Source organism: Streptomyces sp. NPDC007917, from assembly GCF_042959105.1.
Classification (GTDB): domain Bacteria; phylum Actinomycetota; class Actinomycetes; order Streptomycetales; family Streptomycetaceae; genus Streptomyces.
On record NZ_JBIBKK010000008.1, the window covers coordinates 156,935 to 182,678 of the forward strand.

A 25,744-nucleotide genomic window follows, 5' to 3' on the forward strand; every position below is an offset into this window, starting at 1 on the left:
GGGGAAGAGCAGTGCAGCGTCGGCGGTTCTTGGGTCTGACGGCGGCGGGGGCCGTGACGGCGGCGATATCGCCCGCGCTGACCGCGTGTGGGAACGAGAGCCCGGGCTCGGGCGAGGTCACCCTGAAGGTGGTGGCGGCCGACTACGGCGACAGCGCGGCCAACAGCTCCCAGAAGTACTGGGACAACCTGGCCAGGGAGTTCGAGGCCCAGCACGAGAACATCAAGGTCGACGTCACGATCCTGAGCTGGACCGAGATCGACAAGAGCGTCGCCGACATGGTCAAGCGCGGCGAGGCCCCGGACATCGCGCAGATCGGCGCGTACGCCGACTTCGCCGCCGCGGGCAAGCTCTACCGCGCCGACCAGATGCTCTCCATCCCCACCCAGGCCGGGTTCATCGAGTCGATCGTGCAGGCGGGCGAGGTCAAGCGGGTGCAGTACGGGCTGCCCTTCGTCTCCAGCGCCCGGCTGTTCTTCTACAACAAGAAGCTGTTCGACGAGGCCGGCGTCGCCTCGGTCCCGGAGACCTGGGCCGAGCTGAAGGACGCCGCGACCAAGCTCAAGTCGATCGGCGTGAAGATCCCCTACGGCCTGCCGCTCGGCCCCGAGGAGTCGCAGGGCGAGGCCATGATGTGGATGCTCGGCGGCGGTGGCGGCTACACCGACAGCAACGGCAGCTACACCATCGACTCGACCCAGAACATCAAGACCCTCGAGTGGCTGCGCGACGAGCTGGTCGGCGAGGGCCTCACCGGCCCCGACGACCCGGGCCGCACCAACCGCCAGGACATTTTCGACGCCTTCACGCGCGGCGAGGTCGGCATGCTCAACGGCCACCCGACCCTGATGCAGCAGGCGGACGGCCACGGCATCGAGTACGGCACCGCGCCGCTGCCCGGCCGCACCGGGAAGTCCAGGGCCACCATGGGCGTCGCCGACTGGGTCATGGCCTTCAAGCAGAACGGCAACCGCCGGCAGGCCGGGCTCTTCCTGGACTTCCTCTACACCGAGAAGAACGTGCTCGACTTCACCACCCAGTACGACCTGCTGCCGGTGACCACCAAGGCCTCCGAGACGATGCGCGGGGACCGCAAGTACAAGCGGCTGTGGAAGTTCCTCGACGAGCTGGGGACGGCGCAGTTCTACCCGGTGGACAAGACGTCGTGGGCGTCGGTCCAGTCGGACCTGAAGAAAAAGCTCGGTTCGACGGTCGCCAAGGGCGGCGACCCGGCGGGCGTGCTCAGTGAGATCCAGCGCCAGGCCGACGCGCTGGAGACCGCGAAGGGCTAGCGATGCACGGCGAGCAGGACCGGCACGGCGAGGCGGGGGACAGGGACGCGGAGGACCACGCGGCCGGGACCCCCGGCGGCGCGGCCGGGACCTCCGACGGGACGGCCGGGCCCCCCGGCGGCGCGGCCGGGCTGTCCGAGCGGGACCGGGCCGTGCTCGCCGTGGAGCGGCGTGGCTGGCCGGGGCCCGGCGCCAAGGAGCGCGCGATACGCGAACAGCTCGGCATCTCGCCGACCCGCTACTACCAGCTCCTGAACGCCCTCCTCGACGACCCCCGCGCCCTCGCCCACGACCCGGTGACCGTCAACCGCCTGCGCCGGCTGCGCGAGGCGCGGCGCGGGCGCCGCTGACCGGACCGCCCACAACCCCACCCCGACGGCCCCCGCGGCGATAGGGTCGGCCGCATGGGCAGCCACCCTCTTCCCGTACCCACGACAGCGGCCGGCCGTGACGGCCTCGCGGCGATCCTCCAGCGGCCCGGCGAGTCCGTCGTCGCCCTCGACTTCGACGGCACCCTCGCCCCCATCGTCCCCGACCCCGACCAGGCGCGCGCCCACCCCGGCGCCGCGCCCGCGCTCTCCCGGCTCGCCCCGCGGCTGCGCTCCGTCGCGGTGATCACCGGCCGTCCGGCCGCCCTCGCCGTGGAGTACGGCGGCTTCGCCGGGCCCGCCGGCCTCGACCACCTGGTGGTCCTCGGCCACTACGGCGCCGAGCGCTGGGACGCCGCCGGCGGTGAGGTCATCGCCCCGCCCCCGCACCCGGGCGTCGCGGCGGCCCGGGCCGAACTCCCGGACGTGACCGCCGCGGTCGGCGAAGCGCGCGGCGCCACCGTGGAGGAGAAGGGGCGCGCCGTCGCCGTCCACACCCGCCGCGCCGCCGATCCGCAGGGCGCCTTCGAGGCGCTGCGCGAGCCGCTGCGCCTCCTCGCCGAGCGGCACGGGCTGATCGTCGAGCCCGGCCGTCTGGTGCTCGAACTGCGCCCGCCGGGCATGGACAAGGGCGTCGCCCTCACCGAGTACGTACGGGAGACCGGGGCCTCGGCGGTGCTCTACGGGGGCGACGACCTGGGCGACCTGGCCGCGTTCGCGGCGGTGGAACAGCTCAGGGCGCGGGGGGTGCCCGGGCTGCTGGTGTGCAGCGGCTCCACCGAGGTCACCGAGCTGGCCCGGCGGGCCGACCTGGTGGTCGACGGCCCGGCGGGGATCGTGGACCTGCTGACGGCCCTGGCCGAGGCGGTCGGGGACTGAGACCGCCGCGAGCCGTGGGCTTCGGGCGCGGGCGTCAGCCCTCCGTCAGCGCCCGCAGCTGCGCCAGGAACCACTGCGCGGGCGGCAGCGCGGTCGCGGCGGTCGCCAGCCGCTTCGTACGCTCCGCCCGCTCGCCGTCCCCCATCGACAGCGCCTCGTGCAGCGCCCGCGCCGTCGCCTCGATGTCGTACGGGTTGACCACCAGCGCGTCGTCGCCCAGCTCCGCGTACGCCCCGGCCTCCCGCGACAGCACCAGCGCGCAGCCCCGCTCGGAGACCACCGGCACCTCCTTGGCGACCAGGTTCATCCCGTCCCGGATCGGGTTGACCAGGGCCACGTCCGCCAGCCGGTAGGCGGCGAGCGAGCGCGCGAAGTCGTCCTTCACATGGAGGGCGACCGGCTGCCAGCCCTCCGTGCCGTACTCGGCGTTGATCCCGTCGGCGACCCGCCGCACCTGCTCCGTGTAGTCGCGGTAGACGGCCAGGTCCTGGCGGGAGGGGTAGGCGAAGGCCACGTGCACCACGCGCCCCCGCCACTCGGGGCGGGTCTCCAGCAGCCGCCGGTAGGCCAGCAGCCCGCGGACGATGTTCTTGGACAGCTCGGTGCGGTCCACCCGCACGACGGTCCTGCGCCCGGGGCCGATCTGCTCGCGCAGGGCGGCCAGCCGCTCGTCGACGTCCGCGGCCCGCGACCGCTTCCGCAGGAAGTCCGCGTCCGCTCCCAGGCCGTGCACGCCCAGCCGGGTCTCGCGCCCGTCCAGGCGCACGGACAGCCGCGCGCCGTCCCGCACCACCTCCGCGCCGAGCACGGCCGCGGCGCAGTCGGCGAAGGCCAGGGCCCAGCGCTCGGTGAGGAACGCGGCGCGGTCACCGCCGAGGATGCCGCGCAGCACGCCCGCCGCCACATCGTCCGGCAGCAGCCGGTAGTAGTCCGGGGGCGCCCAGGGGGTGTGCGAGAAGTGGCCGATCCGCAGGTCGGGCCGGCGCTCGCGGAGCAGCCCCGGCACCAGCGCCAGGTGGTAGTCCTGGACCAGCACGGCGGCGCCGTCGGCGGCCTCCTGGGCGAGGGCGTCCGCGAAGGCCGCGTTGTACGCCTGGTAGGCGTCCCACTGGGCGCGGAACTCCGCGCCGAAGACCGGCTCCAGCGGCGTCTGGTAGAGCAGGTGGTGGACGAACCACAGCACCGAGTTCGCGATGCCGTTGTACGCGGCGTCGAAGACCTCCGGCGCGATGTCGAGCATCCGCACCAGCTGCCCGCCGGTGTCGCCGGCGTCCAGATGCCCGGTCCCGGCGCGCCGGGCCGCCTCGCGGTCGCCGTCGCCGAGCGCCGCGCAGACCCATACGGCCCCGGCGTCCGGCCCTATCGCACTGAGACCGGAGACCAGCCCGCCGCCGCCGCGCCTGGCGTCGAGCGAACCGTCCTCCCGCAGGGTGTACGAGACCGGGCCGCGGTTGGACGCGACCAGGACCTGTGCAGCGCTGTGCTCAGAGGCCATGTCGCGTACCTAGCCACCTCACGAGTCGCGCAAACGTGTGTACGGTCTCTTGCCCCGGACAGCGGCACCGGGGCGGCCGGGCGTCACGCCGCCCACCGCTCCGCGTACTCCGGGATCTCGATCATCGGCGGCCGCTCCTCCGTGTCCACATCGCTCGTCCGCGCCACGAAACCGGCCTCGCCCCGGTCGAACTGGGTCAGCCGCGGCCGCACCAGATGCCCGCGGGCCAGCCGAAGCTGGGCCGTGCGGTAGATCGTGGCTGCCATCCGGCCGAGCGCCTGCGGGTCCTGGTGGCGGTGTTTGCGCACCCCGAGGTCCACCTGGGCGAGCCCGTCGAGCCCGACCGTGTGCAGCGAATCGATCAGAATGGCGAGCTCCACCCCGTATCCGACGGGGAAGGGCAGCCGCTCGAGCAGCGAGCGGCGCGCCGCGTACTCGCCGCCGAGCGGCTGGACGAAACCGGCCAGCCGCGGCCAGTGCAGATTGAGCAGCGGCCGGGCGACCAGCTCGGTGACCCGCCCGCCCTGGCCGGCCGCCCCGCCGGAGGCGGGTGCGCCGAGCCCGGGGCCGAGCGGCCGGTCGTACATCCCCTTCACCAGGTGCACGTCCGGGTCGGTCAGCAGCGGGCCGACGACCCCGGAGACGAAGCGGGCGTCGAATTCCCGCAGGTCGGCGTCTATGAAGCAGATGATGTCGCCGCTGGTCGCCAGCAGCGAGCGCCACAGCACCTCGCCCTTGCCGGGCAGCGCCGGCAGCTCGGGCAGCAGGGAGTCGCGGTGCACGACCCTCGCCCCGGCCGCCGCGGCGACCTCGGAGGTGCGGTCGGTGGACCCGGAGTCCACCACCACCAGCTCGTCGACCAGCGGCGCGGCCTGGCCCATCAGCTCACGGCGTATGGTCGCGGCGATCTCGCCGACCGTCGCCTCCTCGTTGAGGGCGGGCAGCACGACGCTCACGGTCCGGCCCGTGGCGCGCTTGGCGGCCAGCAGCCGGTCGAGCGGACGGTCGTCGGCGGACCAGGACCGCTCCTCCAGCCAGCGTTCCACCTCTTCCAGCACGGCCATGCCTCCCTGTTGTGCTCCGCACACGTCAGCTGTGATCCATCTCGCGCTTCGGACGACTGTCTTAACCATCCGGGTCTTCGGTTACAGTCTTGAACAGCGCACGTGACCGCCCTGTATCGGGGGTCCCGGTGCGACAAACACGCCGGGGCAGCCCGACGTCATACCGCTCATCCAGAGGGGCAGAGGGATCCGGCCCGTTGAAGCCCCGGCAACCCTCCAGCCGGTCCTGATTCTTCACCGAAGCGGGGCCCCGGCTTGGGAAGGTGCCAATTCCGGCTCGCGGCGAGACGCGCCGTGAGGAAGATGAGGAGAAAGGGCCTCGCCTCCATGGCTGTGCAAGCTGTTGAAAGCTCGACCACCTCTTCCGTCTCGCTCGGCCCCGCCGTCGCCCTGTCCTGTCGCGAGTGCGGTGAGCGCTTCCCCCTCGGCCCCATCTTCGCCTGTGCGGAGTGTTTCGGACCGCTCGAAGTCGCGTACGACCTGCCGACCGGCGACCCCGAGGGGCTGCGCAAGCGGATCGAGGCCGGGCCGAACAACATCTGGCGCTACGCCCCGCTGCTGCCCGTCCCGGCGGACGTGGCCGACAAGCCCAATCTGAACCCCGGCTTCACCAAGCTGGTGAAGGCCGACAACCTGGCCCGCGAGCTGGGTGTGACCGGCGAGCTGCACATCAAGGACGACTCCGGGAACCCGACGCACTCCTTCAAGGACCGCGTGGTCGCCCAGGCCGTCGAGGCCGCCCGCGCCTTCGGCTTCACCACTCTCTCCTGCTCCTCCACCGGCAACCTCGCGGGCGCGGTCGGCGCCGCGGCCGCCCGCGCCGGGCTGCGCTCGTGCACCTTCATCCCGCACGACCTGGAGCAGGGCAAGGTCGTCATGGCCGCGGTCTACGGCGGTGAGCTGGTCGCCATCGAGGGCACGTACGACGACGTCAACCGCTTCTGCAGCGAGCTGATCGGCGACCCGGCGGGCGAGGGCTGGGGCTTTGTCAACGTCAACCTGCGCCCGTACTACGCGGAGGGGTCCAAGACCCTCGCGTACGAGATCTGTGAACAGCTCGGCTGGCGGCTGCCGGACCAGCTCGTCATCCCGATCGCGTCCGGTTCGCAGCTCACCAAGATCGACAAGGGGCTGAAGGAGCTCATCGCGCTCGGCCTGGTCGAGGACAAGCCGTACAAGATCTTCGGCGCCCAGGCCGAGGGCTGCTCCCCGGTCTCCACCGCCTTCAAGGCCGGCCATGACGTGGTGCGGCCGCAGAAGCCGAACACCATCGCCAAGTCGCTGGCGATCGGCAACCCGGCGGACGGGCCGTATGTGCTGGACATCGCGCGCCGTACGGGCGGGGCGGTGGAGGACGTGAACGACGAGCAGGTCGTCGACGCGATCAAGCTGCTGGCCCGTACGGAGGGGATCTTCGCGGAGACCGCGGGCGGGGTGACCCTGGGCGTGACGAAGAAGCTCCTCGAGAACGGGGTGCTGGACCCCGCCCTCACCACCGTCGTGCTCAACACCGGAGACGGCCTCAAGACACTCGACGCGGTCGCCCCGACGAGTGGGCCCACGGCGGTGATCCGCCCGAGTCTCGACGCGTTCCGCGAGGCTGGTCTGGCCTGAACCGGCCCGGCTCACACCAGCTGGCTTGAATTCGCCCCTCGAATTCGCCCTCGCTTCCCGCAGCACTTCCGACAGAAGGTGAAACCCTCATGAGCGTCAATGTCCGGATCCCCACCATCCTGCGCACCTACACCGGCGGGCAGGCCGAGGTCAGCGCCGAAGGGGCGACCCTTGCCGAGGTCCTGGCCGACCTCGACCGCAACCACCAGGGCATCGCGGCCCGCGTCCTGGACGACACCGGCAAGCTGCGCCGTTTCGTGAACGTCTACGTCAACGACGACGACGTGCGCTTCGCGGAGGGCCTGGAGACGGCGACCCCGGACGGCGCCGGTGTCTCGATCATTCCGGCGGTCGCGGGCGGCTGCTGAGCCGGTCATCACCCGCGCTGACCCCGGGTTAAACGGAATCCGCGACCCCGGGTTAAACGGAATCGCCCCGTCCTGATAGAAACGGACGGGGCGATTCCGTGTGTGGAACCGCGATACAGTTAAACCGTTCTCCTCCTGTCGGCCCCGCGCCGACCACATATGAGAACTCGTCAACTTGTGCGCAAGGTGTGCGCGCGAATTGCCGGGTTGATCCCCTATGTCCGGCCCGGCTTGCCCCGGATTCGCTGGAATTCGCCGCTTATTACCGTTCGACCGTCGCCAGAATTCTCGTCCGATTGACCTGTTGCACAGGGCAGTGGGACAGATACATTCAGCGGCGGTCGACGCGTTCCGGCGCACACCCCCCTCGACTCGGGGGGTGAGGTCTGACCCGGGTCCGCGGAGTGCGGTCCTGCGCAAGGGCCAGCAATAGGGGAGTTAGGAATGGCTCAGGGCACCGTCAAGTGGTTCAACGCGGAGAAGGGGTACGGCTTCATCGCGGTCGACGGTGGTGCGGACGTGTTCGTCCACTACAGCGCGATCCAGATGGACGGTTACCGCACCCTCGAGGAAGGCCAGCGGGTCGAGTTCGAGATCTCGCAGGGTCAGAAGGGGCCGCAGGCGGACATGGTCCGCGTGGCTGTTGGCTGAAGCGCGCCGACGCGAAGCAGCTGACTGGACTGTTCAGAGGGCCCGTACCCCCAGGGGGAGCGGGCCCTTTGACGTGGCCGCAGACGATCACCGCCGCAGCTCGTTCCACCTCCATGACCAGCGAGTCTTCTCTCGTAGCCCTTCGGGCGCTTGCACTCTCAGGGGTCGAGTGCTAATCATTGGCGTTAGCACTCTGAGAGTGAGAGTGACAGAAGGATCGGGTCGGTGAGGTCCGTCCGGCCGTGCGGGGCAAGGAACCGCAGGGCAGGCAGACCGTCCGTCGCGGGCGCCAGGCGCGGTCCGGAGCAATCCACCCCGTCTTGGGAGGACCACTTCACATGGCCAAGATCATCGCGTTCGACGAGGAGGCGCGGCGCGGCCTCGAGCGCGGGATGAACCAGCTCGCCGACGCCGTCAAGGTCACCCTCGGCCCCAAGGGTCGCAACGTCGTCCTCGAGAAGAAGTGGGGCGCCCCCACGATCACCAACGATGGTGTGTCCATCGCCAAGGAGATCGAGCTCGAGGACGCGTACGAGAAGATCGGCGCCGAGCTGGTCAAGGAGGTCGCGAAGAAGACGGACGACGTCGCCGGTGACGGCACGACGACCGCGACCGTCCTCGCCCAGGCGCTGGTCAAGGAGGGCCTGCGGAACGTTGCCGCGGGCGCCAACCCGATGGCCCTCAAGCGCGGCATCGAGAAGGCCGTCGAGGCCGTCTCCGCCCAGCTGCTCGAGCAGGCCAAGGACGTGGAGACCAAGGAGCAGATCGCCTCCACCGCCTCCATCTCCGCCGCCGACACCCAGATCGGCGAGCTCATCGCCGAGGCGATGGACAAGGTCGGCAAGGAAGGTGTCATCACCGTCGAGGAGTCGCAGACCTTCGGGCTCGAGCTCGAGCTCACCGAGGGCATGCGCTTCGACAAGGGCTACATCTCCCCGTACTTCGCCACCGACATGGAGCGTATGGAGGCGTCGCTCGACGACCCGTACATCCTGATCGTCAACTCGAAGATCAGCAGCGTGAAGGACCTTCTCCCGCTGCTGGAGAAGGTCATGCAGTCGGGCAAGCCGCTGCTGATCATCGCCGAGGACATCGAGGGCGAGGCCCTGGCGACCCTGGTCGTCAACAAGATCCGTGGCACCTTCAAGTCCGTCGCCGTCAAGGCCCCGGGCTTCGGTGACCGCCGCAAGGCCATGCTCGGCGACATCGCCATCCTCACCGGTGGCACCGTCATCTCCGAGGAGGTCGGCCTCAAGCTGGAGAACGCGGGCGTCGACCTGCTCGGCCGTGCCCGCAAGGTGACCGTCACCAAGGACGAGACCACCATCGTGGACGGCGCCGGCGACACCGACCAGGTGCAGGGCCGCGTCAACCAGATCCGCGCCGAGATCGAGTCCTCGGACTCGGACTACGACCGCGAGAAGCTGCAGGAGCGCCTGGCCAAGCTGGCCGGCGGCGTGGCCGTCATCAAGGCCGGTGCCGCCACCGAGGTCGAGCTCAAGGAGCGCAAGCACCGCATCGAGGACGCGGTGCGCAACGCCAAGGCCGCCGTGGAGGAGGGCATCGTCGCCGGTGGTGGCGTGGCCCTGCTGCAGACCGTCTCGGTCTTCGAGAAGCTGGAGCTGGACGGCGACGAGGCCACCGGCGCCCAGGCCGTGCGCCTGGCGCTCGAGGCCCCGCTCAAGCAGATCGCGGTCAACGCCGGCCTCGAGGGCGGCGTCGTGGTGGAGAAGGTCCGCAACCTCACCCCGGGCCACGGCCTGAACGCCGCGACCGGCGAGTACGTCGACCTGATCGCCGAGGGCATCATCGACCCGGCCAAGGTCACGCGCTCCGCGCTGCAGAACGCCGCGTCGATCGCCGCGCTGTTCCTGACCACCGAGGCCGTCATCGCCGACAAGCCGGAGAAGGCCGCCGCGGCGGGCGCTCCGGGCGGCATGCCGGGCGGTGACATGGACTTCTGATCGACTCCTTGAGTCGATCGGCTGTCCGCCCGGAACATCGGGTACGTCGGGGCGGCACCCTCTCCCAGGGTGCCGCCCCGACGGCGTTTCACCGCACCTGTGCGCCTGGTTCTTACGCCCGCGCGGCCTCCAGGGCGGCCCGCAGATGGCCGTTCGACTCGCTCAGCAGCCGGGCGGCGGTGGGCGCGTCCACCCCGCCGAGGATGGCCAGGATGGCGTGCTTCGTCTCACCGTCGCCGGCGGCCAGCGCGGCCTCGATCTGCGGGTCGGGGGCGCCCGTGGCGAGGGAGACGATACGGCGCGAGCGCGCGCGCAGCTTCTCGTTCGAGGCGCGCAGATCGACCATCAGGTTTCCGTAGGTCTTGCCCAGCCGGATCATGGTGATGGTCGAGACCATGTTGAGCACGAGCTTCTGGGCCGTGCCCGCCTTCAGCCGGGTGGAGCCGGTGAGCAGCTCCGGTCCGACCACGACCTCGATGCCGTGCTCGGCGGCCGCCGCGAGCGCCGAGCCCGCGTTGCAGGACAGCCCGACGGTGAGCGCCCCGAGCCGGCGGGCGTGCTCGACCGCGCCGACCGCGTACGGGGTGCGGCCGGAGGCGGAGACCCCGACGACGGTGTCGTCCGGGCCGATGGCCAGCGCGTCGAGGTCGGCGGCGGCCAGGTCCTTGCTGTCCTCGGCGCCCTCGGAGGAGGTCACCATGGCGGCGGGCCCGCCCGCGATCAGCCCGACCACCTGGCCCGGGGCGGTGTTGAAGGTGGGAGGGCACTCACTGGCGTCGAGCACGCCGAGCCGCCCGGCGGTGCCCGCGCCCGCGTAGATCAGCCGGCCGCCGCGGGCCATGCGCTCGGCGATGGCGTCGATGGCGGCGGCGATCCGCGGGAGCTGGGCGGCGACGGCCGCGGGCACGGCCGCGTCCTCACCGTTCATGATGCGGGCGATCTCGACGGTCTCCAGCCGGTCGATCTCGGCGAGCTCGGGGCGGAACGCCTCGGTGGTGAGCGTGTCCAGCTGGGCGCGCAGCTGTTCCTGTTCAGCGGCGGAAGTCATGGCGAAGCGGCTCTTTCCGGTACGGGGTGGTGACGGGTCCCGCCGAAACGGGGTCCCGCCGATACGGGGGTGTCCCGACTCGGTCGACGCTCGGTCAGCGGGGGCCGGGCCGGGGGTCATGCCGGTGGGCGAGCGCTTCGTACGAGGCCGCCAGCGCGGGCGCGGCCGCCTCGTACGTACGCTGTGCCACACCTATGAAGAGGCAGTCCACGACGAGAAGTTGACTGGTGCGGCTGGACATCGCGGCCGGGCGCAGCTCGCTCTCGCGGGCGGTGGACGTGGTGAGCACGAAATCCGCGTACTGCGCGACCTCGCCGTCGGGGCGGCCGGTGATCGCGACGGTGGTGGCTCCGTGCTCGAAGGCGACGCGCAGCGGCTCGATGACGTCGGTGGTACGGCCCGAATGGGTGATCGCGAGGGCGACGTCGCCGGAGTGGAGCTGCACGGCGTTGGTGACCGCGAGGTGCGGGTCGGCGTGGGCATGCGCTATCAGACCGATGCGCAGCAGCTTCTGGACCAGGTCCTGGCCGACCAGGCTGGAGGCGCCGACGCCGTACACATCGATCCGGCGGGCCGTGGCCAGGGCGGCGACGGCCGCTTCGAGCTGGCTGGTGTCAAGCCCGGCGGCGGTGTCGGCCAGGCACTGCTGCTCTTCCTGGGCGAGCTTGGTGACGACGTCGGCGATGGGATCGTCGACGGCGATGTCGGCCGTGACGGCCGGGGCGCGGCCGGCCGCCTGCTGCGCGGCGAGCGCGGCGAGCGCCAGGCGCAGATCGCGGTAGCCGGGGTAGCCGAGCAGGCGCGAGGTGCGCACGACGGTGGCCTCGCTGGTGCCGGTGCGCTCGGCGAGCCCGGTGACGGTGAGCGCGGCACAGCCGGCCGGATCCCCCGCCACGGCCTCGGCCACGCGCTGCATCGAGCGGGTCATGGAGGGCGCGAGGGTACGGACCTTGGCCGCGAGGGCGGCGGGGGCGGGCGGAGTGGCTTCGGGCGCGGTGAAAGTTTCCTTCAGCTTGCTGCTCACCAGTGAAAGGTATTTTCAGGGCCGGGGGTCGTCAAGAGGCCCCGCCGCGTCCGTCACACGGTCCCGAGCGCCCCCACCCGCGCCACCGACACCGCCGTCTTGCCGCACACCCAGTGCGGATCGGGCCCCAACTCCGGCTCGACGTCCAGCGCGTGCGGATCGCCGCCCTCCGTGCACACCGGGCACAGCGGCCAGCGCCCGTACCGCTCGAGCAGGGCGTCCTGTACGTCCTGGGCCACCAGCCCGGCCAGGTACGTGGCGCCCTCCGGCCACTGCTCGACCCACCACCTGCGGTGCGCGATGGAGTCCTCGACGAGCGAGACGATGTCCGCCTGGGCCACTTCTCCCGCCGCGAGATCGGCGAGCACCAGTGCCCGTGCCGCGTGCAGTGCCTGTTCGAGCTTCATGGGACCCATTGTCACCTTTGAGTACGACTGGCGCCCGTTGGACGCCCGCTTTTACTAGCGCCGCTAGACATGCGAGCGCTGGGGCGCGACGATCACGCCAGAGGCGCCCCGCGCGTGCGGCAGCCGCGCGGCGAGCGCCGTCGCCCCGACGGCGGTCGCCGCGAGCGCCGCGCCCGTCCAGGCCACGGCCGGGTACCCCCAGCCTGCGTCGATGACGAGCCCGCCGAGCCAAGGGCCGAGCGTGTTGCCGATGTTGAAGGCGGAGGTCGTGGTCGCGCCCGCGAGGGTCGGCGCGCCGTTCGCGACGTTGAACATCCGGGCGTTGAGCGCGGGAGCGGTGAAGAAGGCGGTCACGCCGAGCAGCAGCGCCAGGCTCACGGCCACGGCCGCGTGGTGCGCGGTCAGCGCCAGGGCGGCCAGTACGACGGTCGAGGCGGTGATGCCGCCGTACAGCGTGGCGAACGGGTGGGCGTCCGCGATCCGCCCGCCGATCGCCGTCCCCACGAGCGCACCGACGCCGAACAGCGCCAGCACGGTCGGCACCCAGCTCTCCGCCAGCCCGGCCACGTCCGTCAGCAGCGGCGCGAGATACGAGAACAGGCAGAAGACGGCGCCGCCGCTGAGCGCGGTGGTGGCCAGCGCCAGCCACACCTGCCGGTCGCGGTAGATGGACAGCTCGGTGCGGAGCCTCGGCCGGTCCTCTCCGGTCGCCACCTCCGTACGCGGTACGAGGCCGACCACCCCGACGAGCCCGAGCGCCGACAGCGCCGCCACCGCCCAGAAGGCCGCCCGCCATCCGGCGTGCTGCCCCAGGAAGGCCCCCGCGGGCACCCCCGCGACGTTCGCGATGCTCAACCCGCCGACCATCACCGCCATCGCCCGCGCCCGCGCGTTCACCGGCACCAGCGACACGGCCACCGCCGCACCCACCGCCCAGAACCCGGCACACGCCAGCGCGCTGACCACCCGGGACGCGAACAGCACCCCGTACGAAGGCGCCACCGCCCCCGCGATCTGCCCGAGCCCGAACGCGGCCAGCAGCGCGATCAGCGTCGTCCGGCGCGGCAGCCGCAGCGTGGCGGCGGCGAGCAGCGGCGCGCCGACCACCATCCCGATCGCGAAGGCGGAGATCAGCAGCCCGGCGGTCGGGATCGAGACATCCATGTCGCGGGCGATGGGCTGCAGCAGCCCGGAGAGCATGAACTCCGAGGTCCCGAGGGCGAAGACGGACAGGCCGAGGACGTGGACGGCGACGGGCATGCGGACGCGAGCGGGTTCAAGGGGGGACACGCCAGGAGTCAACTCCCGGCTGGATCTTGCTATTCCGCATCCGATTCCGCCCTCCCCCTGACCCGCCGTTCCGCCGGCCCCGACTTCTCGGGGCCGGCAGTGGCTTTGCGGTGGGTTTGAGACATGGACACGCCGTGGCATCGGCGTGTCGCCGTCCCGAACTCACCGCAAAGTCGGGTGCCGGACGGCTAGACCCCGAAGGGCGCCGCGTAACGGACGGTGCCGCTCGGCAGCGGGCGGGTCTCGTCCAGGGTGAGCGCCATCATGGCCTCATCCGGGACGTCGAGGGTCACGCCGATGCCATGCGCGGAGGCGCGGTCGAAGCCGAAGCGCGGGTAGTACGCCGGGTGTCCGAGGACGGTGACGTAGTGCTCGCCCAGGCCCTTGGCCGCGCTGAGCGCGGCCCGGATGGCCGCGGAGCCGGCGCCCGTCCTCTGGTACTCGGGCAGCACGGACACCGGCGCCAGGCACAGGGCCGGGGTGTCGCCGATGTGGCAGCGCGTCAGCAGCGCGTGGCCGACGGGCTTGCCGTCCGCATCGGCGCTGACGACGGACAGGCCCTCGATCCACGACGCGTCGGCGCGCAGGGCATCGACGAGATCGGCCTCGTAGGGGGTGTCGAAGGCGGCGAGAACGATGCCGCGGACGGCCGGGATGTCGGCCTCGGTCTCGGTACGGGTGATCCACTGGTGGTGGGTACGCATGACGGGATGAAGATCCGTTTCATGGTGAGGTTCGTGTAGGACTGCCCCGCGAGCTCACGCTCCCAGCGAGGCGGGTGACTGGATCAGGCCGTCGCCCGGGACGTGAGGACGGTCCGGGCGCTGCGCGGCGCAGTGGCCTTCGGCGCGGCCATCAACTCACCCTCCCTGTCGTCCTCGATCTGATCCAACACGAACTCCCGCACGGTACCACGTCTTTGATCACCGACGACCCGCCCCGGCGTCCGGCAGCGGGCCTACCCATCACCCAAGGCCGCGCCGGACCGTCCCCGCCGCTCGAGCAGTACGGCCACGGCCCGGGTGACGGGCGGGGCGGCCGACCACACCGCCGCGGTGACGACGGCGGCCCCGAGCGCCGCGCCGGCCAGCACGTCATGGGGATAATGAACGCCCGCCGCCACGCGCGCCACCGCCACCGCCGCCCCCAGCGGCAACGCGACGGCCGCAAGCCGCGGGCGCAGCACGGCCAGGCCGACGGCGAGCCCGGCCGCGAGGGTGGCGTGGTTGCTCGGGAAGGACCAGTCACCCACCGCCGGACAGTCAGCCACCGCCTCCACACCGCTCACCGCCCGGCACGGCCGCTCCTCGTCCACCACCAACTTCAGCGCCTCGCTGACCGCGTACGCGACACCGGTCCCGACGCCGACCAGCACCACCCCGGCGACACCCCGGGCACTACGGCGCCGCACGGCCTCCCATCCCACCCACGCCAACAGCCCCCCGAGGACCACCAGGAGTCCGTCGGCGGTGAGATCCAGCAGCGCCCCCGTCCCCGACGGCCCGTCTGCCACCATGTCGTTCACCGTCCGGTACACGGCCACCGACGCCCCGCCGGTGACCTCCACCGGCCCGGCCTTCCCCAGCCCGCCCGGATACAGCAGCAGGAGAGCCACCAGTCCCACGCCCAGCGCCACCAGCGAACCGAGCAACCGGCGCCCGTGGCCGATGTCGTACGGGGATTTTGATTCCATGCCGCCCGACGCTAGGGACGACGAGCCACGGACACCCGACCCGAAAGACACCTCTGGCCCCTGACGATCGTCAGTTCGTCAGGGGCCAGAGACGCCTCTCATGTGCTGCTTCACACGCTGCCTTTTTCGGCGAGGGTGTGCGCCACGAGGGCGTTGGCATGGCCGTGTCCGAGTCCGTGCTCGGTCTTGAGCCAGGTGACGAGCTCCATGTGCTTGGCGAGGGGCGAGGAGCGGATGAGGTCCTTCCATTCCGCGATCGGACGGCCGTACTTCTTCTCGATCGAGGGGAAGTAGCTGGCAGGGCCCTTTACCGGTGCGGTCATGTTGTGGTGTCCCGTCTGTGTGTGCGTGGTGATGGTGGTCTGGGGGTGGGGCCGCTACCGCTGTGCCGTCGGCGCGGGGGTGGCCAGCCGGACGGTGACCGCGGTGAGCCAGAGCAGTCCGAGTCCCGCTCCGGCCGTGAAGGCCAGCACGTTGGCGGAGGAGCCGGCGAAGCCGGCCAGAATCCCCACCGGCACGAGCCGGCAGGCGAGGGTCCAGCCGCGTCGCCGTTGGTCGGCGAAGTGCCGGGCCAGCACGAGGAACGCCGCGCACAGCGCGAGGTACCCGACCGCGCCGCTGAGCAGGTGGACGGTGCCGTGCGCGCTCAGTGAGGTGACCCGGTCCTCGGGGGCACCGGCGGGGAAACCGGCGCCCGGGTCGGCGCGGAAGACCCCGGCGAGCAGGAACGAGGCGCCGAACACGCCGAGCAGCCGGGGCGCCCAGGTACCGCCGTCCCGCCGCGATGCCGCAGGCCGCCAGGGACCGTGGTGCGACGCGACGGACCGGTGTCATGGCGGGGGCGGTCGGGGCGGTCGGAGCGGTGAGCGTCTGGGACATGCGTGGGTCCTTCTCGAGCAAGAACGAGTGGTGCTGCCGGGCGGCGCCTCTCGGGAACTGGACGGTACAGTACTCGCGGAGGAACTAGACTGTCCAGTACCCAATCGGCGAAGGAGGCGGTAGTGGCACCGAACGAACAGGGCCGCTCGGCCCGTAAACACGAGGCGATCATGGAGGCCGCGACCGCGGTGTTCCTGGAGAAGGGCTACTCCGGCACCAGCATGGACGACATCGCGAAGCTCGCCGCGGTGTCCAAGCAGACCGTCTACAAGCACTTCGCCGACAAGGAGAAGCTGTTCGCCGAGATCGTCCTGGCCACCAGCGGCCGGATCGACGGGATGATCGACCTGGTGGCCGACATCCCCGCCGACCCCGACGCCCTGGAAGAGAACCTGCACCGGCTCGCCCGCCAGTTCCTGACCGCCCTCACCCAGCCCCAGGTCCTCCAGCTGCGACGCCTGATCATCGCCAACGCCGACACGTTCCCGGAGCTGGGCACCGCCTGGTACGAGCAGGGCTTCGAGCGGGTGCTGGCCACCCTGGCCGCCACGTTCCAGCGCCTGGCCGACGAGGGGCTGCTCCGCATCGACGAACCGCTCCTGGCCGCGAACCACTTCTCCGGCCTGCTGCTGTGGATCCCGGTCAACAAGGCCATGTTCACCGGCGGCCCCCAGCACACCGAGGCCGAACTCGACCACTACGCCACCGCCGGCGTCCGGGCCTTCCTCGCCGCCTACCGCTGACGCGCTGACCGTTGACGCGCCTACCGTTGACGCGCTGACCGCTTACGCGTTCAGCAGTGCCAGCTCCGTCGCGAGATTGCGCCGCGCCGCGTCCTCCCAGCGGTCGCGGGCCTCCGGGGTGCGGAACAGCCGGGGCATGGTCAGCAGGTCGCGCAGTACGCCCGCCCGGCCGGTGCGGAAGGCGTCATCGGGGACGAAGCCGTACTCCTCGCGGACGGCGGCGGCGTAGGCGGCGTAGCGCTCGGGGGCGCTGGCCAGGATCGACAGGTCGGCGTCGCACAGCACTTCGCCGTTCGCGTCGCCGGGGGCGGGGTCGTGGGTGCGGGTGAGGCGGACCAGGCGGGCGACTTCGGCGGTGCGGGGGGCGGGGACGCCTGCCTCGGGGAGGGCGCGTTCGGCGAGGCGGGCGCTGCGGTCCTCGTTGGTGGAGCGGTCGGGGAGGTAGACGGCGTCGTGGAACCAGGCGGCGAGGCGGACGGCGGCGGGGTCGGCGGCGTGGGTGATCAGCTCGTCGACGCGGTCCAGGATGGCGAGGAGGTGGTCGGTGGTGTGGTAGCGGCGCTGGGGTTCGGCCCAGCGGGTGAGGAGGTCCTGGCCGTACGGCTCGGGGGAGGGGGTGCGTACGGGCTCGCGGGCGCTGTTGAGGTGGATCGCCCAGCGGGTGAGGAGTGCGTCGTGGGCGGGGTGGTGGGGTGCGGGGTCGGCCATGGGCCAATTGTGTGGGGTGAGGGTGTGGGGGTGCGTGGGGTGTGGCAAGCTGTTCAGCATGTCTAGACCAATTCTTGAGGTGATCGCCCTCGATGTGGCGGACGCGGTCGCGGCCCAGGCCGGAGGGGCGGACCGGCTCGAACTGGTCACCGATATGGCCGCCGACGGGCTCAGCCCTTCCCGCGAGACCTTCGCCGAGATCCGCTCGGCCGTGGACCTCCCGCTGCGGGTGATGCTGCGCGCGTCCGACGGCTTCGCGTGCGGTGGGGCCGCCGCGCTCGACGCGCTGTGCGCGCGGGCGGCGGCGCTGCGGGCCGAGGGGGCGGACGAGTTCGTCCTCGGCTTCCTGGCCCCCGACGGGCAGGCCGACCTGGCCGCGATCCGCGCGCTCATGGACGTCATCGGCGCGGGTCCCGGGCTCGATGAGAGCCGGTGGACCTTCCACCGGGCCATCGACCGGGCCGCCGACCGCGAGGTCCTCCGCCGGCAGCTCGCGGGCCTTCCGGGGCTGGACACGTATCTCACCGCCGGGTCGGCCGCCGGGGTCGACGAGGGGCTTCCGGTCCTGGTGGACGAGGCGGCGCGGGGCGCGGGCGGGCCCCGGATCATGGTGGGCGGCGGGCTGCGCCTCGACCACCTCCCCGCGCTGCGCGCCGCGGGGATCGACGCCTTCCACATCGGCGGCGCGGCGCGGCCCTCGGGGTGGGAGGGGCCCGTGGACATCGCCTCGGTCCATCAGTGGCGGGCCGCGCTGGACGAAGTGGTGCCGGTGGGCTGACCCGCCCGGGCCCGGCGCCCGGCCCCGGCCCTGGGACAAGGTCAAGGGCCGGGGCGCCGGCGTTGGCGGCGATGCGATCCGCCGCGGCGGCCAACTCCCCGTGGCCCGCAGCGTGGCACTGGTGGAGCTGTGGTAAGCGGCCCGGAAGCGCAACAAGTCCCGATCACCCCTCCATGGCCGTTAGGCGCTAAAAGCGTTCAGTGCCGGGAAAAGTATCCGCGAATTGTCACGCCTTCTCGTCAAGTTCGCCTTGCAGGCGATCCGGCCGGTAAGGGTCCCCCGTCTGCTGTTAGCCTCATGCGGCTGTAACCGCAAAACCAGGGGAGGATGCATTGCGCATCAAGAAAATCGTTCAGGGCGGAATTTCCGCACTGGCCATGGCGGCGTTCGCAGTGGCCATGGCGCCGGGCTCTGCTCAGGCGATTGACTGGAACCACGGGCCGATGTATGACGGCGCCAAGGCTGCGGCGGTCTACTTCGCGTATGACGGCGACCATGTGAAGATTTGCGACACCAAGTCCGACGGCAAGAAGGCGCAGGTGAAAGTCTACAACCAGCGGACCAAGAGTTTCTTGTACAGTCTCACCGATGCCACGAACGACGGTAAGTGCAGTTACCGGGATGCGTCGTACGGAGGCGTGTACAACCTTCCGGAAAACGAAGACATCGGCTTCGAGGTCCAGAGGGTGCCCGACTCCGCGACAGATCGCTCGTATTTCGTGTACCTCAACGGAACCCACTACTAATCGTCCAGTTGAGTGACACCGCGCGGGAACGGCGGCGGCCGTTCCCGCGCGGCCGTTCCGCTTCCTTCTCACGGGAACGGTCATGCTCGTCTTCCCTGGCTGCGAGTCCGGAGAATCTGCCGTCGCAGCGGGTGCTGCGACGCGACGGGTTCAGCCTGTACGGCGGAAGATGTCCGCGAATTGTCACACCTTCTCGTTAAGTTCGCCTTACAGGCGATCCGGCCGGCAAAGACCCCGCCGCCTGCTGTTAGCCTCATGTGGCTGTAACCGCAAAGCCAGGAGAGAGTGAATTGCGCATCAAGAAAATCGTTCAGGGCGGGATATCCGCAGTGGCCATGGCGGCGTTCGCAGTGGCCATGGCGCCGGGCTCTGCTCAGGCGATTGACTGGGACCACGGGCCGCTGTATGACGGCGGCAGGGCCGCGGCGGCCTACTTTGAGGAGAGCGGCGACCATGTGAAGGTCTGCGACACGAAGTCCGACGGCAAGAAGGCATGGGTGAACGTCTTCGACCACATGACCGGCAAGTTCTTGTACAGTCTCACCGATACCACGAACGACGGTAAGTGCAGTTACCGGGATGCGTCGTACGGCGGCGTGTACAACCTTCCGGAAAACCACAACATTGGTTTCTCGGTCTCGAAGGAGCCCTCGGACAATTCAGATTCCGAGTATTACGTGTACTTCAATGACCACTAGAAATAGTCCAGTTGAGTGACAGCGAGCGGGAACGGCGGCGGCCGTTCCCGCTCGGCCGTTCCGCCCTCGTGTTGACGGAGCCGGCGAGCGACGGCATGATGACCGACTGCGTGGCCTACGCCGAACCTCCCGCGACCGTCCCCAGCACGGTCTCCCATCGGAGGCAAAGGGACCAGCGTCTCAGGTCGTTGTCGCAGCCCGATCGCCTCGGGCGAGGTTGCTGGGGAGCCGTCGCTCAAGGCGTGGAAGGCCGCGATGACAGCCCGTAGGAACTTCAAGCGCCAGGTGCGTGCCCGTGCCGCCAAGACCGGCGAGTCCTACACGTCCGCTCTCCGGCACTTCCGTCCGACTCCATCAGGAGACGTCATGTCGGAAGCAAGGATTCCCAAGAGCGTGCGGCTCGCCGTAGCGCAGACGCTCGTACGCGAAGACCCCCGAGACGTTGAAGCGCTGCGCGAAAGCGGGCGTGAGGTCCGTGCTCTGATGCGTGAGGCCAGTGCTCAGGGAGCGAGGATCGTGCACTTTCCGGAAGGCGCGATCTGCTTTCCCAGCAAGTTCGTCATGTCCGTCGACGGCCCGGATGCGGTCGGCCCGGCGGACTGGGACCGGTGCCAGTGGCCCGTGCTCCAATCGGAGCTGGCCGCGATCGCCGAGCTGGCCCGCGAGTTGCGGCTGTGGACGGTGATCGCATCGGTGCACCGCCTGACCGGCCCGAACCGCCCGCACAACAGCCTCTATGTCATCTCCGATCGCGGCGCCGTCGTCACGCGCTACGACGAGCGCCTGCTGTCGAAGACGAAGGTCTCGTACATGTACTCGCCGGGCGTCTCACCAGTGACCTTCGAGGTCGACGGTGTGCGCTTCGGCTGCCTGCTCGGCATGGAGATCCACTACCCGGAGTTGTGGGCAGAATACGAGAAGCTGGATGTCGACTGCGTCCTGTTCTCCACCAGCGGCACCCCGGGTAACACCGCCGCCCAAGCCCAAGGCCACGCCGCGGTCAACAGCTACTGGGTCAGCTTGTCAGGGCCGGCACAGGAGAGCGCCACCGCACCGTCCGGAATTGTCGCTCCCAATGGCCACTGGCTTGCGCGGTGCCCCACGGACGACTCGCCATCGGTGGCTGTCGTGAACCTCGACGACAGTTCCGAGGCCGCCACATGGGCACTGACCTACGGGCGTCCCTGGCGTCGTGAGGCGCGTGCGGGCGTCTACACCGAGCACCAGGTGATCGACCCGCGCAGCGAAGACCGGACAGCGGCCTTCTAGTTCAGAAGCGGAATCCGAGGTGTTCGCGGGTACGGGATGGCTCCCGGAACCGCGAACATCTCGGTTTCAGTCCGTCCCTCACCTTGGTGAAACCTGTACCCGGCTCGGCGAGGCGTCACGGTTACCGGCCGCCCGCCTCTGTTGTGGTCTTCCCGCGGGCCGGGGCCGACGGGGCCGGGGGTTCCGGGGCGCGGGGTGCGGGTGCGCGCGTCGTGGTGAGCACCGTGGCCGCGGCGAGCAGGGCCAGCAGCGTCGCCGTCAGCGGGAACCACCGGTCGCCGAGGAGCGCGACGGACGCGCTGCCCGCTCCGCCGCCCGCTGCCATCCCGAGGTAGAGCGCGCTGCTGTTGAGGGAGATCAGCAGGGGGGCGTTCGGCGGGTCGATGGAGGCCAGCCGGTGGGGGAGGGCGACCGAGACGGACCAGCCGGCGACCGGGGTGACCAGGGCGTAGAGCAGCGCGCCCGGCATGGTCCGGCCGAGCCAGGGGAGGGCGAGGAAGGCGAGCGCGGTGACCGCGCTCCCGGTCAGCATGACGCTGCGTACGCCCCAGTGGTCCACCGCCCGGCCGCCCAGCCAGCTGCCCGCCACCGACGCGACGCCCATCACCAGCATCACCAGGCTCAGCCGCCCGGCCTCGCCGCCCGTGGCGGGGCGTACGGCCGTGGCGATGTAGATGTACACGGAGTTGAAGGCGAGGAAGAAGAGGAAGGTGGTGGCCGTGGCCGCGACGACCCTGCGGTCACGCAGCGGCACCAGCCGCTCGCGCAGCCCGGGCGGCGCGGGCGTACCACCGGTGCCCGCACCGGCCCCCGGCGCGCCACCAGCCGCCCGTACCCCCGGCAGTCCCGGCAGCTCGCGCAGGAGCAGGGCCTGGCCCGCGAGGGCCGCCGCGCCGAGGGCGACGACCAGCCACATCGTCAGCCGCCAGTCCGTGCTCCCGATCCAGGTGCCCAGGGGTACGCCGAGGGCGGTGGCCACCGTCATGCCGCCGAGCACGGTGGCCAGCGCCCGGCCGCGGCGCTCGGGCGGGACGAGCGAGGTGGCGACCGCGTTGGCGGTCGGGGTGTAGAGCGCGGCTCCCGCGGCGGCCAGCACGCGGGTGGCGAGCAGCAGGGGGTACGTGGGGGCGAGCGCGCTCAGCGCGTTGGCCGAGGTGAAGACGGTGAGCGCGGTGAGCAGCAGCCGGCGGCGCGGCCAGCGGGCGGTGAGGGCCGCGAGGACGGGTGCGAGCAGCGCGTAGGCGAGCGCGAAGACGGTGACCAGCTGCCCGGCCGCGGGGACCGATACGTCCAGGTCGCGGGAGATGAGGCCGAGGATTCCGGCCATCACCATGGTGTCGGTGCCCACCGCGAAGGTGCCGAGGGCGAGCAGGAGCAGGCGTAGCCGCACGGGTGTCCTCCCCGAGAGATGGTTTGACGTGTGTCCAACGATAGGGATCGTTGGATGTATGTCAAACTGTTTCGGGTTGATGAATGTCAAACTGTTCTGGGAGGACGGCACAACCGACAGCGAGGAGGGTGTGGTGGACGAACGGCTGCCCCAGCCCGATGCCGAGGACATCGAGCTGGTGAAGGTCATGCACGCCCTCGGCGACCCGGTGCGTATGCGGCTCCTGTCCGTCTACGCCGACGCCGAGGAGCACAGCTGCGCGCCCGAGGCGGTGGGGCTCGGGCATCTCCACAAGTCGACCGTCTCGCACCACATGCGGGTGATGCGCGAGGCCGGGATCACCACCACGCGAATCGCCGGGCGCAACCGTTATGTGCGGCTGCGCCGCGACGAACTCGACGCCAGGTTCCCCGGCCTCCTCGACGCGCTGCTCAAGTCCCTGCCGTAATCGGGCCGTCAGGCCAGCCGCTCCGGGAGCGGCGCCGCGTGGACCACCGTGAGCCCCGACACCGCCCGGGTCAGCGCCACATACAGGCGGCGCAGTCCGGTGCGCTCGTCCGGCTCGCCGTCGACCACCGCGGCCGGCTCGTCCAGCACCACGTAGTCGTACTCCAGACCCTTGGCCAGCGTCGCCGGGACGAGGGTGAGCCGGGCGGCGGCGCTGGTCTCCTCGCCGGGGGAGAGATACGCCAGGCCCGCCGCGTCGAGGGCGCCCGCCAGCACCGGAATCCGGGCGTCGGCGGCGATCAGGCCGATCGAGCCCTCATGGCCCAGCGCCTCCTGGCAGGCGGCGATCACGGCGGAGTCGAGCGCGGCGGGGTCCACCGCCCGTACGGAGAAGTCGCCCGCCGCCTCGCGGATCGAGGTGGCCTCCGACAGCCCGGGGGCGATGGCGGGCAGCAGCCGCGAGGCGTACGCGATGACCTCGCGCGGCACGCGGAAGCCCTGGGTCAGCTCCTCCACCGCCGCCCCGGACTTGCCGAGGTGGACGAGGGCGTCCTCCCAGGTCGCCGTCGCCCAGGGGGTGGTGCCCTGCGCGATGTCGCCGAGGATGGTCGCCGAACCGGTGGTGCAGCGGCGGCCCACCGCCCGGTACTGCATGGGGGACAGGTCCTGCGCCTCGTCCAGGACCACATGGCCGAGCGAGTGCGTGCGCTCGACGAGGTCGGTGGCCTCGTCGATGAGCACCGCGTCCGCCGAGGACCACTGCGCGGACTTCACACCGCGCGGCGGTTTCGCCCACAGGATGGTCTTCTGCTCGTCGGCGTCGAGGATCCCGTCCGCCTGTTCGGCGAGGAAGTCGGGGTCGGAGAGCAGCCGCAGCACGAGCTTGGCCGGGTCGACGGGCGGCCAGATCTCCTTGACGGCCGCCTTCACGGCGGGGTTGCGGGCCACCGCGTTCTGCACCCGGTCGTCGGGCGCCTCGCCGGCCTGTTCCATCCGTACGAGCACGGCGTGCGCGATCCGCTGCGGCAGCGCCTCGCGGGCCGCGCCGTACCGGATGTCGCGGTCCAGCAACTCGCGGACGATCTCCTCCAGTTCGTACGCGGGGACCCGCCAGCGCCGTGAGCCGCGCACCACCACGCACGGCTCGGTCGGCAGGGTGACGTGCGAGCGTACGGCGCGGCGCAGCACCTCGGCCATCCGGGCGTCGCCCTTGAGGCCCGCCGCGTCGGCGCCGTCCGTGCCCCGCACCTCCACATGCGCGACGAGGTCGTCCACCGTGGCCTGGCCGACCTGCAACTCGCCGAGCGCGGGCAGGACCTGCTCGATGTAGTGGAGGAAGGAGCGGTTCGGGCCGATGACGAGGGTGCCGGAGCGGGCGAGCCGTTCCCGGTGCGCGTACAGCAGATACGCCACCCGGTGCAGGCCGACCGCCGTCTTCCCGGTGCCCGGCGCCCCCTGGACGCAGACCGTGCCGCCGATTCCGGCGCGGACGATCTCGTCCTGTTCGGGCTGGATGGTGGCGACGATGTCCCGCATCGGGCCCACGCGCGGCCGCTCGATCTCCGCCTGGAGCAGCTTGCTCGCGTGTTCCGCCTCGGTCGGGTCGGTCAGGTGCTCGTCCTCGTACGCGGTCAGCTCGCCGCCGGTGTAGCCGAAGCGGCGGCGCAGCCCGATGTCCATCGGCGCCTTCTTCGACGCCTGGTAGAAGGGCTGCGAGACGGGGGCACGCCAGTCGATGACCATCGGGTCGCCGTCGGCGTCGTGGACATGCCGCCGCCCGATATAGAACTGCTCCCCCTCCGCGCCCTCCGCCGACTCCGCGCCCGGCGCGTGCAGATAGTTGAGGCGGCCGAAGAACAGCGGGGTGTCGGCCAGGTCGGCGAGGGCCTTGATGCGCTCGTCGATCTGGCGCTGGAGGACTTCGGCGTTGACCCAGTTGGCGGTGACGTCCTTGATGTCGAGGGCTTCGACATCGGCGCGCATGGCGCGCAGGGCGGCACGGGACGCGGCGAGGTGGGCGCGCTCCCGCGCGAGCGGGTCGGGGTGGTCAGGGGCGTGCGAGGGCACGGCGTAGCCTCCGGCGTGTACGCGAAGCAGACAGACAAAGTGCGGGGCGTGAATGGCTCACATCAGAAGCCGGCCGGTTTCCGTCCGGGCGGCGGCTCTCCCCGATGATCGGGAGGCGGCAAGACGGGCGATTGTAGCCAGTGCTCCGCTGGGCCGCGAATGGTTTTCCGCTGGGTTTCCGCCCCGCCGGGCCTGATTGGATGGCGTGGGTCGCACCGGGTGGCCCGCGTTCGAGAGCGCAGAGGGAGGTGGCGCATGCCCCGTGCGGGTCTGACGCCTGAGCGGGTGGCGGAGGCGGCGGCGGATCTGGCGGACTCCGTCGGCCTGGAGAACGTCACGATCTCCGCGCTGGCGCGGAGCTTCGGAGTGGCGGACGCGAGCCTGTACTCGCACGTCAAGAACCTCCGGGACCTGCGTGTGCGGGTCGCGATGCGCGCCGCGAGCGACTTCGCCGACCGCATCACGGCGGCCGTGGCCGGACGGGCCGGGCGCGACGCCCTGATCGCCTTCGCCAACGCCTACCGGGACTTCGCCCGGGAGCACCCCGGCCGGTACGCGGCGACCCATATCGAGGTCGACCCCGAGGTGGCCGCGCAGTCCTCGGGCGGCGCCCGCATCATCCAGGCCACCTACGCGGTCTTCCGCGCGTACGGGCTCGACGAGCCGGACCTGACCGACGCCGTACGGCTGCTGCGCAGCACCTTCCACGGCTATGTCAGCCTGGAGGCGATCGGCGCCTTCCGGGACCCGCGCGCCGTCCAGACGTCATGGGACAACGGCGTCGCGGCCCTGGCCACGCTGCTGGAGAACTGGCCGTCGAGGGCCGCGGGCTAGCCGCCGGCCGGTGGTCACACGTCGGTGG

General features: G+C 71.3%; 27 protein-coding genes and 1 riboswitch. Of the genes, 14 read left to right on the plus strand and 13 right to left on the minus strand.

The genetic code is table 11. The features are described from left to right. The first annotated feature begins 11 nt into the window (after window positions 1-11). The 3 genes from ACFZDL_RS17830 to otsB all read left to right on the plus strand — a co-directional run bounded on the left by ACFZDL_RS17830 (window position 12) and on the right by otsB (window position 2,539). Window positions 12-1,292 (plus strand): extracellular solute-binding protein, encoded by a 1,281-nt coding sequence (locus ACFZDL_RS17830; protein WP_353588654.1) that lies wholly within the window; start codon window positions 12-14, stop codon window positions 1,290-1,292. Between the two features lie 131 nt (window positions 1,293-1,423). After that, complete coding sequence (locus tag ACFZDL_RS17835) at window positions 1,424-1,642, plus strand: DUF3263 domain-containing protein (protein ID WP_353588964.1); 219 nt, start codon at window positions 1,424-1,426, stop codon at window positions 1,640-1,642. 54 nt (window positions 1,643-1,696) lie between these two features. Then, window positions 1,697-2,539, plus strand: coding sequence for a trehalose-phosphatase (otsB, locus tag ACFZDL_RS17840; protein WP_353588653.1), 843 nt, complete (start codon window positions 1,697-1,699; stop codon window positions 2,537-2,539). 34 nt (window positions 2,540-2,573) lie between these two features. Here otsB and ACFZDL_RS17845 read toward each other — a convergent pair whose 3' ends face one another. Together ACFZDL_RS17845 and ACFZDL_RS17850 are read right to left on the minus strand one after the other, a co-directional pair. Next, window positions 2,574-4,034: a trehalose-6-phosphate synthase gene (locus ACFZDL_RS17845; protein WP_353588651.1), complete on the minus strand. Its 1,461-nt coding sequence runs from the start codon at window positions 4,032-4,034 to the stop codon at window positions 2,574-2,576. An 83-nt stretch (window positions 4,035-4,117) separates the two neighbouring features. Continuing rightward, a complete protein-coding gene (locus ACFZDL_RS17850; protein ID WP_353588962.1) occupies window positions 4,118-5,092 on the minus strand; it encodes a glucosyl-3-phosphoglycerate synthase in 975 nt (324 codons plus the stop codon). A gap of 170 nt (window positions 5,093-5,262) precedes the next feature. Then, window positions 5,263-5,408, plus strand: a riboswitch (SAM riboswitch). Between the two features lie 17 nt (window positions 5,409-5,425). Between ACFZDL_RS17850 and thrC the strand changes: the two genes are divergently transcribed. From thrC to groL, 4 genes are all read left to right on the plus strand, one after another. Continuing rightward, window positions 5,426-6,712 (plus strand): threonine synthase, encoded by a 1,287-nt coding sequence (gene thrC / locus ACFZDL_RS17855; protein ID WP_353588649.1) that lies wholly within the window; start codon window positions 5,426-5,428, stop codon window positions 6,710-6,712. Between the two features lie 89 nt (window positions 6,713-6,801). Beyond that, a complete protein-coding gene (locus tag ACFZDL_RS17860; RefSeq protein ID WP_319689322.1) occupies window positions 6,802-7,080 on the plus strand; it encodes a MoaD/ThiS family protein in 279 nt (92 codons plus the stop codon). 444 nt (window positions 7,081-7,524) lie between these two features. Continuing rightward, a complete protein-coding gene (locus ACFZDL_RS17865; protein ID WP_009716982.1) occupies window positions 7,525-7,731 on the plus strand; it encodes a cold-shock protein in 207 nt (68 codons plus the stop codon). 338 nt (window positions 7,732-8,069) lie between these two features. Then, entirely contained in the window at window positions 8,070-9,695 is a 1,626-nt protein-coding gene (groL, locus tag ACFZDL_RS17870; protein WP_353588647.1) for a chaperonin GroEL, read from the plus strand. A gap of 112 nt (window positions 9,696-9,807) precedes the next feature. Here the strand turns inward: groL and murQ are convergent, their stop codons facing one another. From murQ to ACFZDL_RS17910, 8 genes are all read right to left on the minus strand, one after another. Then, a complete protein-coding gene (murQ, locus tag ACFZDL_RS17875; RefSeq protein WP_353588645.1) occupies window positions 9,808-10,743 on the minus strand; it encodes an N-acetylmuramic acid 6-phosphate etherase in 936 nt (311 codons plus the stop codon). Window positions 10,744-10,837: 94 nt separating this feature from the next. Continuing rightward, complete coding sequence (locus ACFZDL_RS17880) at window positions 10,838-11,767, minus strand: MurR/RpiR family transcriptional regulator (RefSeq protein ID WP_353588643.1); 930 nt, start codon at window positions 11,765-11,767, stop codon at window positions 10,838-10,840. A gap of 53 nt (window positions 11,768-11,820) precedes the next feature. After that, a complete protein-coding gene (locus tag ACFZDL_RS17885) occupies window positions 11,821-12,174 on the minus strand; it encodes a hypothetical protein (RefSeq protein ID WP_353588641.1) in 354 nt (117 codons plus the stop codon). Between the two features lie 63 nt (window positions 12,175-12,237). After that, window positions 12,238-13,434, minus strand: a complete 1,197-nt coding sequence (locus ACFZDL_RS17890; RefSeq protein ID WP_353588960.1) for a Cmx/CmrA family chloramphenicol efflux MFS transporter — start codon at window positions 13,432-13,434, stop codon at window positions 12,238-12,240. Window positions 13,435-13,652: 218 nt separating this feature from the next. Then, window positions 13,653-14,168 carry an N-acetyltransferase gene (locus ACFZDL_RS17895; protein WP_353588639.1) on the minus strand — a complete coding sequence of 172 codons (516 nt, stop codon included), beginning with the start codon at window positions 14,166-14,168 and terminating at the stop codon, window positions 13,653-13,655. A 254-nt stretch (window positions 14,169-14,422) separates the two neighbouring features. Next, on the minus strand, window positions 14,423-15,157 hold the full coding sequence (locus ACFZDL_RS17900; protein WP_353588637.1) for a phosphatase PAP2 family protein: 735 nt from the start codon (window positions 15,155-15,157) through the stop codon (window positions 14,423-14,425). A 110-nt stretch (window positions 15,158-15,267) separates the two neighbouring features. Further along, window positions 15,268-15,480, minus strand: a complete 213-nt coding sequence (locus ACFZDL_RS17905; protein WP_353588635.1) for a DUF4287 domain-containing protein — start codon at window positions 15,478-15,480, stop codon at window positions 15,268-15,270. Window positions 15,481-15,534: 54 nt separating this feature from the next. Continuing rightward, window positions 15,535-15,900 carry a DUF998 domain-containing protein gene (locus tag ACFZDL_RS17910; RefSeq protein ID WP_391191478.1) on the minus strand — a complete coding sequence of 122 codons (366 nt, stop codon included), beginning with the start codon at window positions 15,898-15,900 and terminating at the stop codon, window positions 15,535-15,537. 258 nt (window positions 15,901-16,158) lie between these two features. On the opposite strand from ACFZDL_RS17910, the gene ACFZDL_RS17915 reads away from it, so the two are divergent. Continuing rightward, the gene (locus tag ACFZDL_RS17915) at window positions 16,159-16,779 is read left to right on the plus strand and encodes a TetR/AcrR family transcriptional regulator (RefSeq protein WP_353588633.1); all 621 of its coding nucleotides are present in this window, start codon (window positions 16,159-16,161) and stop codon (window positions 16,777-16,779) included. A 42-nt stretch (window positions 16,780-16,821) separates the two neighbouring features. Here the strand turns inward: ACFZDL_RS17915 and ACFZDL_RS17920 are convergent, their stop codons facing one another. Continuing rightward, on the minus strand, window positions 16,822-17,487 hold the full coding sequence (locus tag ACFZDL_RS17920) for a hypothetical protein (protein ID WP_353588631.1): 666 nt from the start codon (window positions 17,485-17,487) through the stop codon (window positions 16,822-16,824). A gap of 58 nt (window positions 17,488-17,545) precedes the next feature. Between ACFZDL_RS17920 and ACFZDL_RS17925 the strand changes: the two genes are divergently transcribed. The 4 genes from ACFZDL_RS17925 (at window position 17,546) to ACFZDL_RS17940 (ending at window position 20,978) form a co-directional block, all read left to right on the plus strand. Beyond that, entirely contained in the window at window positions 17,546-18,265 is a 720-nt protein-coding gene (locus tag ACFZDL_RS17925; protein ID WP_353588629.1) for a copper homeostasis protein CutC, read from the plus strand. A 332-nt stretch (window positions 18,266-18,597) separates the two neighbouring features. Beyond that, entirely contained in the window at window positions 18,598-19,011 is a 414-nt protein-coding gene (locus tag ACFZDL_RS17930) for a hypothetical protein (protein ID WP_353588627.1), read from the plus strand. Window positions 19,012-19,301: 290 nt separating this feature from the next. Further along, window positions 19,302-19,709 (plus strand): hypothetical protein, encoded by a 408-nt coding sequence (locus ACFZDL_RS17935; RefSeq protein WP_353588625.1) that lies wholly within the window; start codon window positions 19,302-19,304, stop codon window positions 19,707-19,709. A 366-nt stretch (window positions 19,710-20,075) separates the two neighbouring features. After that, window positions 20,076-20,978 (plus strand): carbon-nitrogen hydrolase family protein, encoded by a 903-nt coding sequence (locus ACFZDL_RS17940; protein ID WP_353588623.1) that lies wholly within the window; start codon window positions 20,076-20,078, stop codon window positions 20,976-20,978. 121 nt (window positions 20,979-21,099) lie between these two features. Here the strand turns inward: ACFZDL_RS17940 and ACFZDL_RS17945 are convergent, their stop codons facing one another. After that, complete coding sequence (locus tag ACFZDL_RS17945; RefSeq protein WP_353588621.1) at window positions 21,100-22,368, minus strand: MFS transporter; 1,269 nt, start codon at window positions 22,366-22,368, stop codon at window positions 21,100-21,102. 79 nt (window positions 22,369-22,447) lie between these two features. Between ACFZDL_RS17945 and ACFZDL_RS17950 the strand changes: the two genes are divergently transcribed. Then, a complete protein-coding gene (locus ACFZDL_RS17950; protein WP_353588958.1) occupies window positions 22,448-22,816 on the plus strand; it encodes a helix-turn-helix domain-containing protein in 369 nt (122 codons plus the stop codon). A gap of 8 nt (window positions 22,817-22,824) precedes the next feature. Here the strand turns inward: ACFZDL_RS17950 and ACFZDL_RS17955 are convergent, their stop codons facing one another. After that, window positions 22,825-24,882, minus strand: coding sequence for an ATP-binding domain-containing protein (locus ACFZDL_RS17955; RefSeq protein ID WP_353588619.1), 2,058 nt, complete (start codon window positions 24,880-24,882; stop codon window positions 22,825-22,827). 255 nt (window positions 24,883-25,137) lie between these two features. On the opposite strand from ACFZDL_RS17955, the gene ACFZDL_RS17960 reads away from it, so the two are divergent. After that, window positions 25,138-25,716 (plus strand): WHG domain-containing protein, encoded by a 579-nt coding sequence (locus tag ACFZDL_RS17960; RefSeq protein WP_353588616.1) that lies wholly within the window; start codon window positions 25,138-25,140, stop codon window positions 25,714-25,716. The last annotated feature ends 28 nt before the right edge of the window (window positions 25,717-25,744 follow it).

What these genes read in the sequence shown, in the direction of transcription:
- ACFZDL_RS17895 (WP_353588639.1), bottom strand. Translation starts at nt 14,168, where the DNA reads ATGCGTACCCACCACCAGTGGATCACCCGTACCGAGACCGAGGCCGAC.
- ACFZDL_RS17890 (WP_353588960.1), bottom strand. Translation starts at nt 13,434, where the DNA reads ATGCCCGTCGCCGTCCACGTCCTCGGCCTGTCCGTCTTCGCCCTCGGG.
- ACFZDL_RS17920 (WP_353588631.1), bottom strand. Translation starts at nt 17,487, where the DNA reads ATGGCCGACCCCGCACCCCACCACCCCGCCCACGACGCACTCCTCACC.
- ACFZDL_RS17865 (WP_009716982.1), top strand. Translation starts at nt 7,525, where the DNA reads ATGGCTCAGGGCACCGTCAAGTGGTTCAACGCGGAGAAGGGGTACGGC.
- ACFZDL_RS17885 (WP_353588641.1), bottom strand. Translation starts at nt 12,174, where the DNA reads ATGAAGCTCGAACAGGCACTGCACGCGGCACGGGCACTGGTGCTCGCC.
- ACFZDL_RS17950 (WP_353588958.1), top strand. Translation starts at nt 22,448, where the DNA reads ATGAATGTCAAACTGTTCTGGGAGGACGGCACAACCGACAGCGAGGAG.
- ACFZDL_RS17940 (WP_353588623.1), top strand. Translation starts at nt 20,076, where the DNA reads ATGTCGGAAGCAAGGATTCCCAAGAGCGTGCGGCTCGCCGTAGCGCAG.
- otsB (WP_353588653.1), top strand. Translation starts at nt 1,697, where the DNA reads ATGGGCAGCCACCCTCTTCCCGTACCCACGACAGCGGCCGGCCGTGAC.
- ACFZDL_RS17845 (WP_353588651.1), bottom strand. Translation starts at nt 4,034, where the DNA reads ATGGCCTCTGAGCACAGCGCTGCACAGGTCCTGGTCGCGTCCAACCGC.
- ACFZDL_RS17900 (WP_353588637.1), bottom strand. Translation starts at nt 15,157, where the DNA reads ATGGAATCAAAATCCCCGTACGACATCGGCCACGGGCGCCGGTTGCTC.
- ACFZDL_RS17860 (WP_319689322.1), top strand. Translation starts at nt 6,802, where the DNA reads ATGAGCGTCAATGTCCGGATCCCCACCATCCTGCGCACCTACACCGGC.
- ACFZDL_RS17905 (WP_353588635.1), bottom strand. Translation starts at nt 15,480, where the DNA reads ATGACCGCACCGGTAAAGGGCCCTGCCAGCTACTTCCCCTCGATCGAG.
- murQ (WP_353588645.1), bottom strand. Translation starts at nt 10,743, where the DNA reads ATGACTTCCGCCGCTGAACAGGAACAGCTGCGCGCCCAGCTGGACACG.
- ACFZDL_RS17925 (WP_353588629.1), top strand. Translation starts at nt 17,546, where the DNA reads ATGTCTAGACCAATTCTTGAGGTGATCGCCCTCGATGTGGCGGACGCG.
- ACFZDL_RS17960 (WP_353588616.1), top strand. Translation starts at nt 25,138, where the DNA reads ATGCCCCGTGCGGGTCTGACGCCTGAGCGGGTGGCGGAGGCGGCGGCG.
- groL (WP_353588647.1), top strand. Translation starts at nt 8,070, where the DNA reads ATGGCCAAGATCATCGCGTTCGACGAGGAGGCGCGGCGCGGCCTCGAG.
- thrC (WP_353588649.1), top strand. Translation starts at nt 5,426, where the DNA reads ATGGCTGTGCAAGCTGTTGAAAGCTCGACCACCTCTTCCGTCTCGCTC.